This window comes from Oribacterium sp. FC2011 (assembly GCF_000701645.1).
Taxonomy (GTDB): Bacteria; Bacillota; Clostridia; order Lachnospirales; family Lachnospiraceae; genus Oribacterium.
In genome coordinates this window covers 52,921-71,337 of the sequence record NZ_KL370810.1, presented here as the reverse complement: position 1 = coordinate 71,337, position 18,417 = coordinate 52,921, and the positions used below count along the sequence as shown (strand labels likewise).

General features: G+C 38.8%; 18 protein-coding genes, 1 pseudogene and 1 CRISPR repeat array. All 19 genes and pseudogenes read right to left on the bottom strand.

Going from position 1 to position 18,417, the window contains the following annotated elements:
* Positions 1-23: 23 nt before the first annotated feature.
* Positions 24-545, bottom strand: a complete 522-nt coding sequence (locus T357_RS0118730; protein ID WP_031556111.1) for a 5' nucleotidase, NT5C type — start codon at positions 543-545, stop codon at positions 24-26.
* A 61-nt stretch (positions 546-606) separates the two neighbouring features.
* Positions 607-915: a helix-turn-helix domain-containing protein gene (locus T357_RS19690; RefSeq protein WP_044917436.1), complete on the bottom strand. Its 309-nt coding sequence runs from the start codon at positions 913-915 to the stop codon at positions 607-609.
* Between the two features lie 116 nt (positions 916-1,031).
* A complete protein-coding gene (locus tag T357_RS0118720; protein WP_031556105.1) occupies positions 1,032-1,331 on the bottom strand; it encodes a hypothetical protein in 300 nt (99 codons plus the stop codon).
* A gap of 33 nt (positions 1,332-1,364) precedes the next feature.
* Entirely contained in the window at positions 1,365-2,177 is an 813-nt protein-coding gene (locus T357_RS21595) for a hypothetical protein (RefSeq protein ID WP_049962562.1), read from the bottom strand.
* A 90-nt stretch (positions 2,178-2,267) separates the two neighbouring features.
* Positions 2,268-2,984 (bottom strand): single-stranded DNA-binding protein, encoded by a 717-nt coding sequence (locus T357_RS0118710; protein WP_031556099.1) that lies wholly within the window; start codon positions 2,982-2,984, stop codon positions 2,268-2,270.
* Positions 2,981-4,291, bottom strand: coding sequence for an AAA family ATPase (locus T357_RS0118705; protein WP_031556096.1), 1,311 nt, complete (start codon positions 4,289-4,291; stop codon positions 2,981-2,983). Before T357_RS0118705 ends, T357_RS0118710 begins: the two co-directional genes overlap by 4 nt.
* A gap of 12 nt (positions 4,292-4,303) precedes the next feature.
* Positions 4,304-4,540 carry a hypothetical protein gene (locus tag T357_RS0118700; protein ID WP_031556094.1) on the bottom strand — a complete coding sequence of 79 codons (237 nt, stop codon included), beginning with the start codon at positions 4,538-4,540 and terminating at the stop codon, positions 4,304-4,306.
* A 109-nt stretch (positions 4,541-4,649) separates the two neighbouring features.
* A complete protein-coding gene (locus tag T357_RS0118695) occupies positions 4,650-4,904 on the bottom strand; it encodes a hypothetical protein (protein ID WP_031556092.1) in 255 nt (84 codons plus the stop codon).
* Positions 4,905-5,070: 166 nt separating this feature from the next.
* Positions 5,071-6,099: a CAP domain-containing protein gene (locus tag T357_RS0118690; protein ID WP_031556089.1), complete on the bottom strand. Its 1,029-nt coding sequence runs from the start codon at positions 6,097-6,099 to the stop codon at positions 5,071-5,073.
* A 234-nt stretch (positions 6,100-6,333) separates the two neighbouring features.
* Complete coding sequence (locus T357_RS20715; protein ID WP_031556086.1) at positions 6,334-8,127, bottom strand: ThiF family adenylyltransferase; 1,794 nt, start codon at positions 8,125-8,127, stop codon at positions 6,334-6,336.
* 17 nt (positions 8,128-8,144) lie between these two features.
* Positions 8,145-8,663 (bottom strand): hypothetical protein, encoded by a 519-nt coding sequence (locus T357_RS0118680; protein ID WP_031556083.1) that lies wholly within the window; start codon positions 8,661-8,663, stop codon positions 8,145-8,147.
* 1,011 nt (positions 8,664-9,674) lie between these two features.
* Positions 9,675-9,821 (bottom strand): annotated as a pseudogene (locus tag T357_RS21340) (SH3 domain-containing protein); the annotation flags it as partial.
* Between the two features lie 54 nt (positions 9,822-9,875).
* The gene (locus T357_RS0118670; protein WP_031556080.1) at positions 9,876-11,111 is read right to left on the bottom strand and encodes a VirD4-like conjugal transfer protein, CD1115 family; all 1,236 of its coding nucleotides are present in this window, start codon (positions 11,109-11,111) and stop codon (positions 9,876-9,878) included.
* Positions 11,112-11,182: 71 nt separating this feature from the next.
* Positions 11,183-11,779 carry a ClpP family protease gene (locus T357_RS0118665; RefSeq protein ID WP_031556077.1) on the bottom strand — a complete coding sequence of 199 codons (597 nt, stop codon included), beginning with the start codon at positions 11,777-11,779 and terminating at the stop codon, positions 11,183-11,185.
* Positions 11,780-12,040: 261 nt separating this feature from the next.
* Positions 12,041-12,975: direct repeats of the CRISPR family, unit length 37 nt; unit sequence GTGTTAATGCCCTAGGTCGGGCGTCAGCCTTTTCTAC.
* A gap of 472 nt (positions 12,976-13,447) precedes the next feature.
* Positions 13,448-14,407 carry a TOTE conflict system archaeo-eukaryotic primase domain-containing protein gene (locus tag T357_RS0118660; protein WP_031556074.1) on the bottom strand — a complete coding sequence of 320 codons (960 nt, stop codon included), beginning with the start codon at positions 14,405-14,407 and terminating at the stop codon, positions 13,448-13,450.
* Positions 14,397-14,765 (bottom strand): hypothetical protein, encoded by a 369-nt coding sequence (locus T357_RS0118655; RefSeq protein WP_155991579.1) that lies wholly within the window; start codon positions 14,763-14,765, stop codon positions 14,397-14,399. The genes T357_RS0118660 and T357_RS0118655 overlap by 11 nt, the downstream gene beginning before the upstream one ends.
* 149 nt (positions 14,766-14,914) lie before the next feature.
* Positions 14,915-15,451, bottom strand: a complete 537-nt coding sequence (locus T357_RS20710) for a DUF6431 domain-containing protein (RefSeq protein WP_255342849.1) — start codon at positions 15,449-15,451, stop codon at positions 14,915-14,917.
* 584 nt (positions 15,452-16,035) lie between these two features.
* Positions 16,036-16,764, bottom strand: a complete 729-nt coding sequence (locus T357_RS20705; RefSeq protein WP_049962560.1) for a PD-(D/E)XK nuclease domain-containing protein — start codon at positions 16,762-16,764, stop codon at positions 16,036-16,038.
* Positions 16,748-17,911, bottom strand: a complete 1,164-nt coding sequence (locus T357_RS0118635; RefSeq protein ID WP_031556062.1) for a hypothetical protein — start codon at positions 17,909-17,911, stop codon at positions 16,748-16,750. The genes T357_RS20705 and T357_RS0118635 overlap by 17 nt, the downstream gene beginning before the upstream one ends.
* Between the last annotated feature and the right edge of the window lie 506 nt (positions 17,912-18,417).

Sequence of the window (18,417 nt, the reverse complement as noted above, 5' to 3'; positions counted from 1 at the left end):
GGAAGAAACAACAGTTTAGTGTGTTAGTTGATTATCCCCATTATTTCATTTATCTTTTCAATTGTTTCTTTAGGATTTTTAAACAGTATTCCGGTTCCTCCTGCATTTTCCCACTCATTAATATTGGGGGATAAATCATCTACCAGTATACTGTTTTTTCCTTCGCAGAAATTCTTTTTTTCTTCTTTATATACTATATTTACCTTTACATTTTCACCCAATAACCTATGCACCCATTTTATTTTGTCATCTCCCGCATCCGGAATATTTCTCTTCGGTTTAGGAATGCCGGTCAATATCTCACAATTCCCATTAGTTATTTTATATGCATATTCAAACATTTCTATTGCACCTACAACCGGTTCAAGCCTGTCATAGAAATGATCTACATTTCTAACTGCTGTCCACAGGTTATCAGTTGCCTCTTCATCTGCAGTTTCCTGATCCTGCGGAGACACACCACATAAATCAATCACGCCCTTATTAAAATCTGCAAGAACTCCATCCATATCAAAAAAAATCTTATAGTTGTTTGATTCCGCCATTTCTTATATCCTCCACTTCTTTCTTAACTCTATGTCTCTCGAGCACAGTACTGAATATTTGCTAATCATGAATAATGTCGGCTTTACAAGTTAAAAATATAAATTTACAAAATATATCGGAAAGAGAGGGATCGTCGTCCCTCTCTTTGCTGCCTTTTAATATATCATCAATTGTTGTTTTAAATAAACTGCTTAATGCATAAAGGTTATCTACGGTAGGAAGACTTTCTCCTCTCTGCCACTTATAAACCGACTGTTCGGAGATATCGCCGAGATATTTGCTTACATCTCCCACCGACAATCTTTGTTCCAGACGAAGTGCCTTGATTCTTTTTCCCGTTTCCTTTAAGTCCAATACCGGATATTCCATCTTTGCCTCCTATGTGTAATATTTAACGCTAAACTTAAAACTGATTACAACATCCTCTGCTATCAGCTATCAGACACCTCTGTCTTCCGGGGGATGTAAAATTCACCTACTAAAAATCAATATAAACAGATTAAACTTTTCAAAAATTCCTTCATATCCGGAAAATCAAGGAAACGAAGATACCCGTTTGATAACCAGTTCATAAACAGATCCGGTACATTATTTCCGGAACATGTTATTTCTTTATCGATATAGAGTACATAGGATTTATCATCTTTTTCAAACCCTATTCTCCCGATTGTTTTGCTGCAGCATAGCGGAAAACAACAATTTTTATATACATGGCAGAGATGGTCATTTAAAGAATCTTTTAACTCATCATACTGCTCATCAGATCCGTTTATGAACTCGATCATATGTATCACCTCCTAGTAATTCTATGTTTATGTTTACATGGTTAAGATGGCGTCTTTTATCAAAAGACTTCCTGCTGGTACTACTGATTCTCCTCTATAAGTCATGCGATAATCAAAGCGGATATAATCTACATCTGTAACATCAGCCTCAATTGTAAACTTTTTAGTCGTTTCGGTTATTTCCTTTGTGAACAGTACCTCTTCTGTTTCGGCATTTGAAACTATTAATTCAGTCTTAACGCCCATCGAATATCTATAGTTTTTGGTAAATGGGGTTGCTTTTATTGTAAGTTTTTTGTACTTTTTACCCAGATAGAATTCTGCATATGATTCCGGATACCAATCTGATGTATAGAAATATGCTCCTCCTTTCCAATTATCACCGCTAAGGGTTATATATTCACTGTTATCAAAGAATTGGTATGAAATCTCCGGGTCTGACTCAAGCATATTTTTCTTGTTTGAGTTTGAGTTGTCGGATTTAGAACTTGTCTTGTTGCTGCCGGAAACAACATCAACTGAATCTAATGCTTCAGTGCCGGCTGAAACACCGGTATCCTTAGTCTGTACTATACCGTTTTCAACCCAAGCGCCGCTTGGATTTACATAGTAGTTATCAGGAGTGATTGTATTTATCAGGCAATAACCATTTTCATTAAAGTAGTAACACTCGGATACGCCGTCATCATTTCCGTCAATCCATGACCAGGTGTTCTTTGGATATGAACCATTTCCCTCGTCGTACCACCAGCCGTTGGAATCACTCTTCCATGTTCCTGCCAAAGCTGTAAAACATGCTACAATTGCGATAATTACTGTTAAAATTGTTAAAATTACTTTTCTCATATTTACTTACCTCTTTCTTGAAAATTATATTTTTGAGATTTTGAGTATCTTTTATATTTATATATGCACTTCTGCTCTAGACTTAATTGATTAACCGGCAGCTTCCAAGTATACCTCCTTATCCTCGTCTACCGGTGTTATGCTTTTTGCTACTATGTTCTGGTAGTGAACTTTCCGTCTGTCTGCTTCCTTGACGGATGTAGATATTTTTCCTCCTATCTTTATGGTGTCACCTATACTGATTTCATTTGCTGCAGAACGGGCAAGATTGCCGTATGCTGTCACTAAAATAGTGTTATGTACACCATTATTTATGGCGTCGATACTTATGTTAGTGACATTATTGGTTCTCTTAAGGACCGACCTCACTTCTCCCTTAAGTACTGTCCTATTGCAGGTCTCGTAATGAGGATTTCCTTTGTTGTTACCAATGGCCTCCGGATATGTAGGATCAAGCATTTCAATCTTATCGATCACTATCTGCTGCATGCGATATGTGTCCTTTTTTAGACGTGATTTTGCTGACGATGAAAGGTAACCCTCAACTCTTACCCAATCGTTTCTGGAAAAATCATCAACGATGGATCTGCCGGTTTCATTATCCCTGAAGACGATTACACTTGGATAGTTTGATATCTGGTTTCTGCCATTCGATTCGGTAATTGCGATTGTAAGTGATGTTATCCTGTTCTGCTTTTCTGTTTTTTCTGCTTCATACTTGTTTACAATCTTGCCGGAGAGTACGATTCTGTTTGTGCAGTTATCATTTTCCTTTTTTCCTGATTTAACAATGTGTATAGTATTCATCTGTTCAAATCCTTTCTGCTATCCAAGTTTGCGAATTCAAACTTAATGTTATCGATTGTTCCTTTCATATTGACTGACATGCCATTGAAGTCCTCCTGTTTTCTCATTCTCAGAAGATGCCTTCCCACCGATCCACTGACCAAGCCTCTTATACCTCTGGCACCATATTTGGTCTGATGCTTCAGAAAGTCTGCCATAAGGTGCTCATCAATATGAGCCAGCTTCAGATCAAAACTATCCAGTTCATCACGAACAAACTTTACGATGATATCTGTAGTGGCCATGTCATCAAGTTTGTTGAATACCAGGAAGTTTCCGATCTTACCGCTTATCTCGGGACGGCCGCAGTGCTTTGTAAAGGCATCACGGCATATCTCTGACTGTTCAAATGCCGAAGCTTCTTCGTATTTCTCCATATCAATGGGGATGTTTGAAGTAAACAGCAGGATGCACCGGTTAAGATCTATAGGTTGTGAATTGTCAGCCATGCCAAGTATTCCGGTATCAATTGCTTCCATAAGACCTACCAGGATCTTCTCATCAGCTTTTTCTATTTCGTTTATGACTATAACGTGGTTTGGGTTTTGACGAACCGGATCAAGGATAGTTGGCTGTCCATTTCCTACAAATCCGGGAGGCGCTCCAAAAAAGCGGTGGACTGTATGTTCTCCTATGAATTCGCTGCCTGCAATTTCTATGAACCCGAACGGTGTATCGTAAGCTTCGGACATAACCTCAGCAAGAGATTTTGCTGTTTCAGACTTACCGGTTGCAGTCGGTCCAACTAATGCTACAGCCAGAAGCTTTTTGTTCTTACGCATCTGATTTATGACAACCATATCTGCAAGTGCATCTAAAACACTATCCTGGCCGAAAACTTTTTTCTTGAGTGGCGCAGAAATGTCTTCCGGCCAGACATTCTTTATTTTTTTCTCTGAAGCTTTTATCTCCTTTAATTTCTCTTTGTCTACTACGTTGTCTGAATTGTATTCATGTTTAACTTCTTTTCTCTCAGGGTAAAGAACTCTTAATGATCTGAAAAATTCTGCCATGTCCCTAAGACACCTGAATTTCTTTTCTCCTTTCTCTATGAAATCTTTGAATTCCTTGTTATTACTACTTGTTGTTATTCCCTTATCTGTACAAATTACGTACATATCTTCAACTTTTGCAAACCAGAGGTTAGCGGTACCCGGTGTGCAGGAGTCCGGAAGCTGTCTGGTTGAAAACTTATATTTCTTTCCTTTTGAAAGCTCATTATCTAATGCAATAAACTGACTGTCTGTCCCAAATACAAATTCTTTCATTTACTTTCTCCTTTATGAATTACTACAACCGGCACCAATAAATAACAAGATTAAAACAATTACATAATGCTGGCATATAAATGCTATCCCCCATTGCGTAACAGGAATGATCATCAGTCCCAGTAACATTGTTAATATTGAATAACCAATGCATTCACCGATAGTATTTGCTTCCCATACACAACAGACGGCCGTCCAACCGTATATAGCAGCAACCAATAATGTTATTATTTCAGTAATTACTTCCATGTTTATTCTCTCCTTTTCGAAATTTGAAATTCTTATCTTTACTAAATATTTAACCTATATAAGCACTTTGAATTCAGGATCTTTTGCGATGTATCCCGGTTTATTGGTCTCAGTGGAACCCACCACCCGGAAGGGTTTCTGTCTGTTCACCTCCGTGGAAGCCTCCTCCCGGGAGAGTCTCGGTCTGCTCGCCTCCGTGGAAGCCGCCTCCGGGTAGTGTTTCTGTCTGTTCTCCACCATGGAAGCCTCCGCCGGGGAGAGTTTCTGTCTGTTCACCTCCATCATTGCAATTTCTCTTAAATTCAGGGTTTAAAACCTCCTTTACAAGGTTTATCCATCTGTTGTTGTTCATATTGTTTTTCATTTTTAATTCTCCTTTTCGAATTTAGTATTATGATTTTGTTTTTTCTTACACTTATATATGCGCTTCAGTTTTCTGATATTTAGTGATAATCCGGATTAATTTTTAGTTTGTGATCTTTTTCCTGCCGGGTTCCATGGAAAGCCGGCAGGTTAGATTTACTTACGGGTTAGTCAGAAAACAACTGAACCCAGTTCTTTCTTCCGTTATCCTCGCACATGCCTACACCGATCTTAGTGTGTTTTGAGAACAGCATATTCGCTCTGTGGCCGCTTGAGTGATACCATGAATTTGTTACATCCAGCGCTGAAATCTGTCCTTGTGCGATATTCTCAGCCTTGTTGCGTGCCTCATAACCGATTTCATCAAGTACGGTGAAACATTTTGTGCCATCAGGTCTTGTATGTGAGTACTTTTCTGTCAGTTCTTCTGCTCTTATTGCCGCAGCTTCCATGAGGTCGTCATCCATTTCAAGCTCGTCAAGTCCCTTCTTGGCTCTAAGGATGTTTACGTATTCAACTATCTTCTCAAGAGCTTCGTCTTCATCGCAGTTTTTTGAAGGATCGCTTGAACGCTTATATGATCCGGTGAGAAGCTTGTAAAGCTGGCTATCGCTAAGATCTTCTACATCCTCCTCGTCTTCTTCGTCATCGTTATCGTATTTTTTATTCTCATATACCATTTCATCTTCTTCGTACACATACTTGCTGTTCACCATTGAAGCTGCATTGACATTCTTTGTTGTCAGTGTCGTAAATGTTGTAGTTCCGGAATTACCGGTTGTATCTACCCAGACTCCGTTGTTGTCTACTTTATATCCATCAGGTGTTGTACAGCCTGTATAGAGTAGTCCGAGCTGCTCGTTGAAGCAGTAATACTTCCCGTCAATGAGCTTCCAGCCCTTGGCCATCGAGCCTGATATGGGATCAAAATACAGCCATCCGCTTGCTGTCTGCTGCCATCCTGTGAGCATGTTACCTGCAGCGTCGAACATATATCCGACTCCGTTGATCTGCTGTAATCCTGCAGATGCATATGTTCCGTTTGGGTATGTATAATGCCAAACGTTATCGGCTGTCTTTGACCAGTCAGCCAAAGAGGTTATTGCTGAGATGCTGCATACAGCCATGCAGATTGTGAAGACGCGGAAAAGCTTCTTTGTTACCTTGTTCATTCTGAAATTTTCAATAATACTCATAATTGTTATTTCCTTTCTTAATTTGAAAAATGTGAATTGTTTTTTGCTTGCCCTGTGGGTTGAGGATCCTTTACAACTCCCGAGCACTTTTTTTACTTTGTACACTTATATATGCTCTTCAGCACTTAAGTATTTAGCGATGTTTTGAATTTTTTTTGATCTTTTTTCCTTCATCGCTTTGTACACTTATATATGCACTTCAGATTTCTGTTATTTAGCGATAATTTGAAATTTTTAAAATCTTATGAATCTTGTGTCTTCTGTTTTCCACTTATCCTGAAGCATGGTAAGGTCACCGGTTCCACCACACAGCTTGCATGGTTCTTCACCATATTCCGGTCTGTCTGGATGCTGGGGTATCCACAATGTTTCATCAAAAAATGTATATCTTGATACGTCTGAAAATACTCTGTCAAAGAGTCCGATTCCAAGCTTTGAATCCTTAAGGTATGGTGTCAGTCTGATTTCAACAAAGTTACGATCCTTTACGTCAAGAAGCTCCCTGCTAAGCGGATTCTTCGGATCTTCTCCATACATCATGAGCATCAATGCGATATACCCTTTCAGTGAATTCATGCGTTCTGTTGCGAATATCGGGCAGGCAGAAGAATCCACATCATTTACGAAACCGTTCTCGTATTTTTCGAACCTGTCCCTAAGGAGACATCTTGGACAGCTTTCTGTCACTCCCGGATAAACAAATATTATTTCCGCAGCTGCTCCTCCTTCATACATCATTGCGGCAAGATATGGATTTCCATATTTCAGAGCAAGAAGAGAGCTCCTCTTCTGTGCCTCGAAATTATCTGTGCATCCGAGAATGAGATAATCTGTAGGCTTTTTTCCGGGAAATAAAGACATATATCTCACGAATTCTTCATCGCTCATATAATCATCAAGGAATCTATCTACACAGATAACTCTAGCTTCCGGATTGATATCCATGATCCTATCCCTTATTACGTCCACCTTCTTTTTACCCATCTCGCTGATGAAAACTCCCTGTGTGGCAATGTTAGAAGGGCTTACTATATCCGCATCCATAAGTATGTAATTTCTAAATCCACTTCTGGCGCAGTTCTCAAGAAAACTTCTTGCTCCACCGGTTCCTATACAAACGATGACCTTATCAAGAACCTTTTCAGGATAAAGGGCGGAAACTTTTGTGAAATATTCATTTGTTGGTATCATATCTTTCATATCTCCTTTTATATCTGTATTTTCAACGACTTCGGGATCTGCATTTCCTTCACAGGTAGTGACTGCAATATTTTCCTCTAAAGAATCTGAATTTACTGACAGTGTTTCAGCTGTCTTTTCAGCATTGTTTTTTTCTGAATGTTTTGCATCTGCTTTATCAATTAATTCCCGATATCGTCTAAGCTGATCTATCGAATATGTCTGCTTCCAGGAACGGAAAGGGACATAACGATACCCTTCCTTCATGGCTTCAAGCACGTAGCTCAGGGTTACCTCCAAGTTATTTTCGATTTTTCTTACGATATAGAAATACATCTTATAAAGACCTCTGGGATCAGGCTGGAAGATCGGAAGATAAAAATAATCCAATCCAAAGAAATCAATGTGAAGAAGGGATGATGAAATATCATGATAAGAAGGTTCTGTACATCCTTTTGGATGTGAATGGTATATTCCATTGGTTATATACCCGGCTGCCTTCCAATTACGAAATACAACCGACATAGCTTCAACATCATAATAAAATTCATTGGATGTATTGTTGGAATGAGTATCAAAACAGCATTTGTCAATAAACTTTTCACTTCCGGTTGAAGCAAGGATACCTCCTGTCTCGGCTCTGAAACGTCCCACGTCCTTGCGGAACTCATCAAGAACTTTTGTTGAAAAAAGAACCGATTTATCCGGTATTCCGTTGTTAAAAGTCATATTAATGCCTAAATCATTAGGCTCATTGTTGTCATAATCATCCCCGATTATCAAATCTACAAATTCCTCGAGACCATCTAATAAATAATTAAATCCATCTAATATAGGGTTCTTTACCATAATTTCATTTCCTCCATTTATCCAAATGTTTTTCCTGTTGCAATGTACTCCTGAATATTGTCTGCCCAGACCTTTGATATCGCCTGTATACCCTTTAATGTGTCTACATCACTATCCCAACAAACATAGGGTTCGTCATTGTCAAAAAGTCTATGTGTGACCACGCCACTGGGATCTCTCCCTCTCAGTGAAGGCATCCTTAGGATGTAAGCACGCCATGAACCATCTACTTTTTTATAATTAAACATGTACTTTTTATCACTGCTTCCATGTGGATTATTGGCAAAATAAACCACCGGACCTGTTTCATTTCTTACAGAATTATGTCTTGTGTTGCTGTTCGCAGAAGTGTTTACAGATCTTGTATATTGATTTCCTGCAGAACGAGTAGTAGACCTTGAATAATGATTTATATCAAGAAGATTATTGAATACTCCTATGAATTTCCTAACTATTATGATTGTAAGTCTTACTATTGCCGTTATTATGATGGCACCCTGCATAACAAGTGGCAGCATTTCATTTAAATTTTCCATCTTTATTTCTCCATTTCTTTACTTGTGTTATCTAACTCATCAGATGTTTCATTGAATCCTGATGAATCATTTGGTTTCTTTGTTACTTTACTTCTTACACTTATATATGCATTTCAGATCTTGGTTATTTAGCGATGAAGCGAAATTTTTTTGACCTCTTTGCTTCACACACTTATATATGCGCTCCGTATCTTGCATATTTAGCGAAGATTTGGATTTTTCTTTTTGGCTTCATCACTTCTTACTACATATATATGTACTTTGAATTTGGGATTATTTAGCGATAAATCAGAATGATTTCAAATATCATCTTCCTGAGAAAAAAGAAGACACAAAAAACCTGCATTATCCGTTTTTAAGATAATGCAGGTCTTCAAATAATAATTATTTTCTAATGCCCTGGATCGGGCGTCAGCCTTTTCTACTCATCTCTGAAAGCTACCTCTGATGTCCGGGCAGAGGGTGTTAATGCCCTAGATCGGGCGTCAGCCTTTTCTACACTACGAAACAGAAGAATTTGAATTCGCACAAGCTGCGTGTTAATGCCCTAGATCGGGCGTCAGCCTTTTCTACGGCATTGGAGAATCTGCGTCAGGACAAGGATGTCTCAAAGTGTTAATGCCCTAGGTCGGGCGTCAGCCTTTTCTACACTTGGTATCAGAGACTGGCTCTACGAGCGGCTCCGGAAGGCTGATTTAAGATATCTACGTTAAATATTCTACAATGTGGTCATTTTTGTGCTTGTTTTTGGTGTCAGGCTGAAAACACCGGATTTTTACAAGTTTTTACATGATTAACAAAACTTCGAACAACCCATCCAAAGCACCTAACCACTTATGTACGTATCCCTTAAAAACTGATATTTCGTTACCAGTACGTTTGTTGTTTCAATTTTATATTAGTATCTATTCTACAGCAATACCTATAATCTTATTTTTATATAGTATTTGTGGATATTCCGGCATGATTTAACTTAATCCCATCATGCCGGAATAATTATTTGATTTTAGCTCACATCTGAGCCTCATAAAAATCCAGATATCCCATAGGAATAAAACCTGTTACCCCCTGATACGTAACCAATGCATAAGTGTTATTGTAATTCCCTTCAAAAGTAACCTTTACACCATTGGGAATCTGCCCAACAGCCATTGCACCGGCAGAAGGGGCTCTTTCTTAGAAAAACACCTACGGGATGAAACCCGCTTTATTTTATCTCTCAATGTCATCAACTCTTTCTTTTATTATATCATATGTATCCGGATCAAAATTCATTCCATTTATCGGATTCTGCCCTCTTCTGAAGATCCAGTTCGTTCCTACCGGCATATTGAGTATCTTTTTTACCGGCATGTCGCAACGTTCGGCTACAGCCTTTGCAGTTTCAATGTCGTTTCCTCCCAGATAGACATAGGTATCGCAGTTTCCGATTATGGTCTTGCCATCATATCCGTAATTTTCAGTAAGCTGTGACTCTGCCTGGATCATGAGCATTGTTGAAATACCTCTTGAACGGATTGATGCTATCATCCTTGGGAATTCTTCAATTTTGCAGTTGGTAGCAAAGTCATCAAGGATAAATCTGACCGGAACCGGCAGACAATTATCTTCGCATTCATTATCCGCAATACGGCAGAGTTCATTCATGGTTTGAGTAAGGAAGATATTCACCAGTCCGTCCATAGAACGATCTGTATCACTCACAACAACAAAGATTGCTGTCTTTCTTCTGCCAATGTTTTCGATTTCAATGTCGTCACTGCTTGTCATCTCAGCGATTTCAGGTGTATCCCAACGACCTATTTTTGCATTTGCGGATATTATTATGGATCGGAGTGTCTTGTTGGCAGCTACACGGAATTTCTTATATGTCTCAACAGCATAACTGTGAGGATGGTTTTCTTCATACTTTGTCATAATCTTATCGAGTGGAGTTATTTCAGATTCAATATCTCCAGAAGCCTGGAAAAGGTTTAACAAACAGTTTACTCTATGTAGATTTCGGTCCTTTTCAACAACGCCTTCTTTTAAAAATGCAATCAGTGATTGAAGTAGAAGCTGCGATGACTCTTCCCAAAACGGATCATAGCTTCTTCCGTTCTTTTCCTGGTAAATAAGCATATGTGCTATTTTTAATATGTCCATGGTATTCCTGATATAATTGAAGAAATTATAATGTGCGGACTTTTCCGGATTTGTGAAATCAAGCTTTTTCACAACATAACCACGGTCCATCAGATAATCCTTATATTTATCATATAGATTGCCCTTAGGATCTGAGATTACGTAACTTCCGACAGCCTGCAAAATATTCGGAGTAACTATGCTCCTCGTTTTTCCGGAGCCTGATGTTCCCACAACCAGAACATTGTTGTTCACTTTGGTTTCGTAGCAATTCATGTTGTAATACTGGTCCTGACCTAATATCATATCGTTTCTTCTAATCATTTTTATTACCTCTCTTTAATGTTTACTATTCGTTTTTTTATTTGTAATTAAGTTGCAACTTTATTCAGTTATTAAACTACTTTCAATTTTTGTGTTATTTCATCACATATGCCAAAATCTATGGCTTCCTCTGCACTCATATAGTTATCAAATCCGGTAGCTTCATTTATCTCATCTACGGTTTTGCCGGTATGTTCTGCAAGAATTCCATTTATAATATCTCTTGTGGCCAGAATGGATTCTGAAATATTTTTTATGGATGTAGCTGACCCACCTAAACCATCAGATATCAATGGCTCATGTATCATCACTTTGCTGTGTTTAAGGATATATCTTCTTCCTTTTTGTCCACCTGCAAGTAATACCGCTGCCATGCTGGCTGCAATTCCGGTGCAGATCATATTGATCTCAAGGTCACTCCCCTGTATTGCATCATAGATTGCAAGTCCCGCATTTACTTCTCCTCCCGGACTGTTGATATAAATATTTACAGGCCCTTTGAAATTCTCTCCCAGATATATGAGCCGGGAAATAAAATCATTAGCTGTTTCCCTGTCTATGGTTCCGTTCAGAAAAATGATGCCATTCATCAGATGATGTGTATTTAGTGATACTGCTCTTGTTCCATATGAACTTTCAACTTCAATCATAGGTATTTCTCTATTCATTTCTTTGTCTCCTTTTTTTGTTCGTTTACTTCTTACACTTATATATGCTCTTCAGATTTTGATTATTTAGTGATGAATCAAAAAAATTTCAACTATTATGAATTATTTGATTTCCGCAGTAATAAAGAAGACACAAAAAACCTGCATTATCCGTTTAAAGATAATGCAGGTTTTCAAATGATAATGATTTACTAATACCCTGAATCGGGCATCAACCTTTTCTACCAAAGCTAAGAAGGCTAAGGTTGTTTCCGCTATCTTGTGTCAATTCCCTGGGTTGGGCGTCAGCCTTTTCTACGGGACTAGGATTGAGACAGACGATGCAGTTACTCTCGTGTGTTAATGCCCTAGGTCGGGCGTCAGCCTTTTCTACTAACACAGGCGTTGATAACTACCCTGAAATCAACGTGTGTGTTAATGCCCTAGGTCGGGCGTCAGCCTTTTCTACCTCGCACATGGAAACGTCTGCGTCTCCTGTCTCACAAGTGTTAATGCCCTAGGTCGGGCGTCAGCCTTTTCTACAGTGCATAACTACACAGCCATAATAATGTTTCACAAAGTGTTAATGCCCTAGGTCGGGCGTCAGCCTTTTCTACGTAGATTTAATAGGATGGGAGTGTTATGACGAGGAAGAGTGTTAATGCCCTAGGTCGGGCGTCAGCCTTTTCTACACAGGATAGAAAGACCCATAAAGGTCTTTGGCGGCAGTGTTAATGCCCTAGGTCGGGCGTCAGCCTTTTCTACGCAGATATCACGGAAGGGCTTTACGGCTTCGCAAAGAGTGTTAATGCCCTAGGTCGGGCGTCAGCCTTTTCTACCGCATTAGCATTCAATGCTTTTGCAGGACGCAAAGGAGAGGTGTTAATGCCCTAGGTCGGGCGTCAGCCTTTTCTACGCAGATATCACGGAAGGGCTTTACGGCTTCGCAAAGAGTGTTAATGCCCTAGGTCGGGCGTCAGCCTTTTCTACCGCATTAGCATTCAATGCTTTTGCAGGACGCAAAGGAGAGGTGTTAATGCCCTAGGTCGGGCGTCAGCCTTTTCTACCGCTTTTTCGCTCCTACGGGCTGTTCTTCTGCTATGAAGTGTTAATGCCCTAGGTCGGGCGTCAGCCTTTTCTACCACCAATACAAATGCAGGCGTTTCCGTCTGTTCTCGGTGTGTTAATGCCCTAGGTCGGGCGTCAGCCTTTTCTACGCTTGGTATAATGGACTGGCTCTATGAGCGGCTCCGCAAGGCTGATTTAAGACATCTACGTTAAATATTCTACAATGTGGTCGATTTTGTGCTTGTTTTTGGTGTCAGGCTGAAAACACCGGATTTTTTCAAGTTTTTACATGATTAACAAAACTTCGAATAACCCATCCAAAGCACCTAACCACTTATGTACGCATCCCTGAAAAACCGATCAGTCCATCTTATCTTCACTAAATCTTCAATCGTTTCTGCAGATACCCTGAACTAAGTCAGTACACCCATCCGCTATGAAGACTCACCTCCCATAAGATGAACCTTTCAATCTTCACCTGATAACATCAGATACATTCTGATCCACCTCCATAATGGCTATTATGCCGGAAGCTTTACTCGGAACCAAAACCTATCCTTTGTTATCAGTACGTATGTTGATTTAATTTTAAATAAGAATCCCTATTTAGGCAATTACTTTTTATATTTCTATCAACCAATCATAACCTGATGATGACTTTCTCCTGGTAAGTAAACCCATCTCAAGCTCAAGCTGATCTATCTTTTCGTTATCAAATATGATGGATAGTTCCTGCTCAACAGCCGCTATCTTTTTATCCAACTGCCTTTTTTCTTTTTTAAGATCAAGTATCTTCTTTGCGAGGGTCTGGGCACTCTTATGGATATTTATTTCCTCCAGGACACTCTGTTTCTTTTCTTTTGTGTAGGTTTTACTTGTGGGAAGTGTTAATCCTGTATTAGCATCATCAGAAAGTATGATTGCGTGGAGAACAGGTGATGGATAACAGTTTTTGACCTTTTTAAATATACAGTTACAACCTATTTCAGCGGTAACCTTTTTATACTGGTCCTGAAGCTTGGTACAGCTCACAGGCTTTTCAGGACATTTTCTTATAAATCTTTCCGTTACATTGTAACTGTAGTTCAATGTAAACGACATGACTTTATGAACGAAATCTTTTCCTTTTTCCCCGAGATGCCCAAATACATAAAGAACACTCAGTCTCTCAAAATGAGATAGATATCCGGTTTTATACGACTTCTGGCAAAGATATCTCATGAGATTACATTTTCCAAGGACTTCAGCTATATTTGCATCAATATCTCCAAAAGCCGATAGATCCTGATCCACATTTTTTATTTCCGAGACTTCTTTTGTACCGTTATTTCTGGAAATAACAGTTTTTACCGCACTAACAGAAAACTTGGCAATTGAATCTATCATGGTATCGATATCCATAACAGGTTCAAAATTATCGTCCAAAAAATATGACCTCTTTCCGGTATTTAAATGCACCCCGTAGGGAAGCTTCAAAACCTGCCCGAACTTACCGTTTTTAAGCTTGGTTTTATTTGGGAAGAATTCCAAGGATATATCATTATCCTGAGGAAGCTTTTGTTCGATTAAATCACTTAACATATTTGCATAACGAACCTGCATCCATTCTGTAAGAAAAAGCCAGACATTCAAAAAGTTCCGATGTTTTAATATTAACTGATTGCCAAAACCGGATAAGATATTTGAAAATATCCGAATATCCATTTTCAACATTACATCTTAAACTACGCAATTTCTCCAGTGTTTCGGGTTCCCGGTCACTTACTTCAACGAGACATATATATTCAAATATAGAATGAATATCTCTTTCCCTTCGAAAATACTGTTCCCATCCGCCGATTATTTCCAAGGCCTTCCTGATCTTTTCTTCAACCGAGAGTGAAGCATTTGTGAGCCACATGGTTTCCAAACGTTCCTGAAGATTCTGTTCTGCCTTCACAGGTATGGATTTCCCAGACAAGTTAAAATGAGTACTCATCCGCCACCTTACGTTGTTCAAGAGTACGTCTTTCAAGACTCATCCACTCCTTGGTTCGTTGTTTTAATTCTCTGTTCATGGCATTTTCCTCCTGATTACGAGAATAATGCTTATATATCACGAGCTCCAGACAACTCAGGTGCAGATCCTTTTTCATTTCTATTGTGTTCGCGTGAGATAATACCGGCTACGGAAACAAGTGTCATCCAACCGGCTCCAAACTTTCGTATGGATAAGAGTATTTCTTCAGGGGTATATGATATTTTGAAATTATTAATCAGGGATTTGAGTATAGAAAAGAGGCTTCTTAAAACCTTAGGATTCAAATTAAGAAGCCATTGATTCCAGCGATCTACTGTTTTGCTGCAGGGTCGATCCTCAGTACAGAGATCATCTTCACTTACTATGCCATCGATCTCGTTTTCAATGATTTCCGCAGCATATTGCTTGTATGGTGCAAGACAATCCGGCAGCTCTGCATGAAGTTTATTACATGATGTGCATTTCATCCTGCGCACGATGATATAACGCACCCCGGAATTGTACCAGCGCATGATTCTCTTACGGCTATCGCGATATTTCAGAGCGGAATTGCAGTAAGGACAGATTGGATTTTCACGGCTCTCACATAAAAAGAGTTTTATCACCTCTGATAGGTCTGAGCTTGTAGTTCTGTGTGATACACATATATATCAATCTTTTATCAATTTCTTTTTTTATTCATTGACTTTCTAAAATCGGGAACATAAAAAACCTGCATTATCTGTCCTGAGATAACGCAAGTTTTCTATTGCAATAATTTTTAATGCCCTTAATCGGGCGTCTGCCTTTTCTACGTCATTGCAATTTCTATTAAATAGGTGGGCTCAGCTCAGTGTTAATGCCCTAGGTCGGGCGTCAGCCTTTTCTACAAGGCGGACCACTACGAAGGCCTCGTAGTTGCATTGTGTTAATGCCCTAGGTCGGGCGTCAGCCTTTTCTACGCTTGGTATTCGGAAATGGCTCTACGAGCGGCTCCGGAAGGCTGATTTAAGATATCTACGTTAAATATTCTACAATGTGGTCATTTTTGTGCTTGTTTTTGGTGTCAGGCTGAAAACACCGGATTTTTTCAAGTTGTATCAATTCTATATTAGCATCGATACTTCAGCAAGACTTATTTTTTTGCTCTATCATTACATAATTATGGCCTTGTTCATCCGTTATAAAAATACCTGTTATAAAAGTTCAATTAATGTATAGAGAAAATATAAATACGAACTCTTTTATCTATATTTGTATTTTCATATCTGATTTTAAATAAATCAGCGTTTTCTATTATGTGGGCCTTATCATAGATAAGGAAAAATAGATTTTTATTGTCATAATGTATGATATCTGATGCGACTTCTTCTGACAGTTTACGCAGATCCATACTGTTTCTCGTACATTTAAGCTCAATAGCAATATCAAACTCGTCGATAGCTATATCTTTCCTTACCGTTCCGACACCGGTGTCTTGATTTTCTTCAATACGAACAAGTGGAAATACCGATCTTAACAGGGCATATAGATAATGCTGCAGATCATATTCATTTTCTATTTCAAAGACCTTTTGGATATCAGATATATGCTTGCTGCATTTTGCATGGGACGTTTTTCTAAACATCAATTCAAAATAGTTTTTGATATTTCCAAGTAATGTCCCAACTGTATCTATAGCAACTACTTCTGTCATTGTTTTGCTTATGCTATCATTCTCTAAAAGTCCGATCAGCTTTCTTTTTGTTGTTTCCAATAACTCCTTTTGCCCAATCTTAGAAAACCTGTTTGTTGCGACAGGAATAAGTTTCCTTAATTCATAAGCTTTTTCTTGATTACCTTCAGATAAAAGCGCATTACTGATTTCAGTTATTTTAGCTTCTAATTCTGAGGTGTCTGTTATTTTCAGGATTTCGTTAGTGTCAACTGTGATTTTCATCGCGTCCCCACCTCAAATAGAATAAAAACAATGCCTCTATGACATACAGCACATTATCCCGCCACTCTAAAACTTCAAAAGATCTGCTGTGATCTGTTAATACTTCCTGCATGCTATTCAGATAGTCTCGGAGGGATTTTCCCTGGACTATATCGTTAGACGAAATGAGCGAGTTAACTCTTTCAAGCAGATCATCAAAAGGAATTGATCCTAACGGTGGATTTTTTGCTATTGCTTCCAACATGAGCGAATAAAGATCCAATATCCCGTTTTTGGTCGCATATAGTTTACGTTTACTGCCCCGGCTGGTTTTACCGTTCTGTATTATCTGTGTGACACTTCTGAAATCCAGATTCAGAGTAGAAAACCTGTAAGTCTTCTCCAGCAAATCAGATGATATTTCTGCATTAGCATCTGTATCGAACTTAGCCAGGAGGCACAAATTAAGGCATAAAAGCTGCATTAGTTGAGGAGAAGCCAGGCTTTCACTGACCATACTTTCAATATATTCTTCTTTTATTTTTATGTTTAACTGCTCAAAGCCTTTCTGTGGAATAAGCCGAAGTTCATCTTTAGACCAGGGCTTTATATCGATTATGCTGATTCTTCCCTGTAAATCCGGATTATTTCTGATGGCATCGTCACATCTGTGAGGAAGTGAGGAAATTATAACTCTCAATCCTTTTCTTATGGCATCTTTTAGCTGTTGAGCGAGGAAAACCTGTACTTCCTTTTCAGCATAATGAAAATCGTCAATAAGCAGAATTAATCCATGTTCTTCATAAAAAGATATTACATTGTCTCTGGTGACTGTGTACTCTTCTGATATAGTGCCTTTCTCTGCATCTCCCGTGGTGATAAGACCGCTAAGCGGCATTCCTGCTTTCGCCCCGATGGTTGTCCATACATTTTCCCTATTAAGAAAATCCGAACCCAATACCTCTACAAGATTATCAAGGCCAATTACTCTTTCGCATAGAACAGTCTTGCCGATCTTAGATGGACCTGATATCAGCGTTAGATAACCTGTGGTGTTTATCGCCTGCTCCAGGCGTTCCTCGTATGTAAACCCCAAAGCAGCTTCTCTTGAAATATACGTACTGGAAGGTAATGCACCGGGCCTAAATATTTCAGATGACTTTCCCATAAAACTTATACCTCCTGTTAAATGAATCATACCATCACTTTGGCGATTTTTAAAGTTTTATATGAATTTTATGGATATTTACCTTATTTAACAGTTTTAACTGTTTTTTAGAGTTTTTATTGGTTTTTAAACGTTTTAAAGATTTATGACTATATAAAGAAATACTAAAAGAAAAAACGATGATATAAAGCACCATCGGAATTGTTATTCACATAATTCATTTGTTTTCTTAAAAACAAGATCAATAATAAGCCTGCACTATCCATTCTAAGATAACGCAGTTTTCCTATTGGTAATAATATCTAATACCCTGAGTTGGGCGTCTGCCTTTTCTACCGTATGCAGAGCAGGTAGCCGAGGTTGATGAAGCTGCGGAGTGTTAATGCCCTAGATCGGGCGTCAGCCTTTTCTACCACCGACATTTACGAGAACTGCATTTCAGGAATTGAGGAGTGTTAATGCCCTAGGTCGGGCGTCAGCCTTTTCTACCAAACGTGTCGTAGACA

Excerpts from the sequence above, each read along its gene's own strand:
- T357_RS0118730 (WP_031556111.1), bottom strand. The coding sequence starts at position 545 with ATGGCGGAATCAAACAACTATAAGATTTTTTTTGATATGGATGGAGTT.
- T357_RS19690 (WP_044917436.1), bottom strand. The coding sequence starts at position 915 with ATGGAATATCCGGTATTGGACTTAAAGGAAACGGGAAAAAGAATCAAG.
- T357_RS0118720 (WP_031556105.1), bottom strand. The coding sequence starts at position 1,331 with ATGATCGAGTTCATAAACGGATCTGATGAGCAGTATGATGAGTTAAAA.
- T357_RS21595 (WP_049962562.1), bottom strand. The coding sequence starts at position 2,177 with ATGAGAAAAGTAATTTTAACAATTTTAACAGTAATTATCGCAATTGTA.
- T357_RS0118710 (WP_031556099.1), bottom strand. The coding sequence starts at position 2,984 with ATGAATACTATACACATTGTTAAATCAGGAAAAAAGGAAAATGATAAC.
- T357_RS0118705 (WP_031556096.1), bottom strand. The coding sequence starts at position 4,291 with ATGAAAGAATTTGTATTTGGGACAGACAGTCAGTTTATTGCATTAGAT.
- T357_RS0118700 (WP_031556094.1), bottom strand. The coding sequence starts at position 4,540 with ATGGAAGTAATTACTGAAATAATAACATTATTGGTTGCTGCTATATAC.
- T357_RS0118695 (WP_031556092.1), bottom strand. The coding sequence starts at position 4,904 with ATGAAAAACAATATGAACAACAACAGATGGATAAACCTTGTAAAGGAG.
- T357_RS0118690 (WP_031556089.1), bottom strand. The coding sequence starts at position 6,099 with ATGAGTATTATTGAAAATTTCAGAATGAACAAGGTAACAAAGAAGCTT.
- T357_RS20715 (WP_031556086.1), bottom strand. The coding sequence starts at position 8,127 with ATGGTAAAGAACCCTATATTAGATGGATTTAATTATTTATTAGATGGT.
- T357_RS0118680 (WP_031556083.1), bottom strand. The coding sequence starts at position 8,663 with ATGGAAAATTTAAATGAAATGCTGCCACTTGTTATGCAGGGTGCCATC.
- T357_RS0118670 (WP_031556080.1), bottom strand. The coding sequence starts at position 11,111 with ATGATTAGAAGAAACGATATGATATTAGGTCAGGACCAGTATTACAAC.
- T357_RS0118665 (WP_031556077.1), bottom strand. The coding sequence starts at position 11,779 with ATGAATAGAGAAATACCTATGATTGAAGTTGAAAGTTCATATGGAACA.
- T357_RS0118660 (WP_031556074.1), bottom strand. The coding sequence starts at position 14,407 with ATGTTAAGTGATTTAATCGAACAAAAGCTTCCTCAGGATAATGATATA.
- T357_RS20705 (WP_049962560.1), bottom strand. The coding sequence starts at position 16,764 with ATGAAAATCACAGTTGACACTAACGAAATCCTGAAAATAACAGACACC.
- T357_RS0118635 (WP_031556062.1), bottom strand. The coding sequence starts at position 17,911 with ATGGGAAAGTCATCTGAAATATTTAGGCCCGGTGCATTACCTTCCAGT.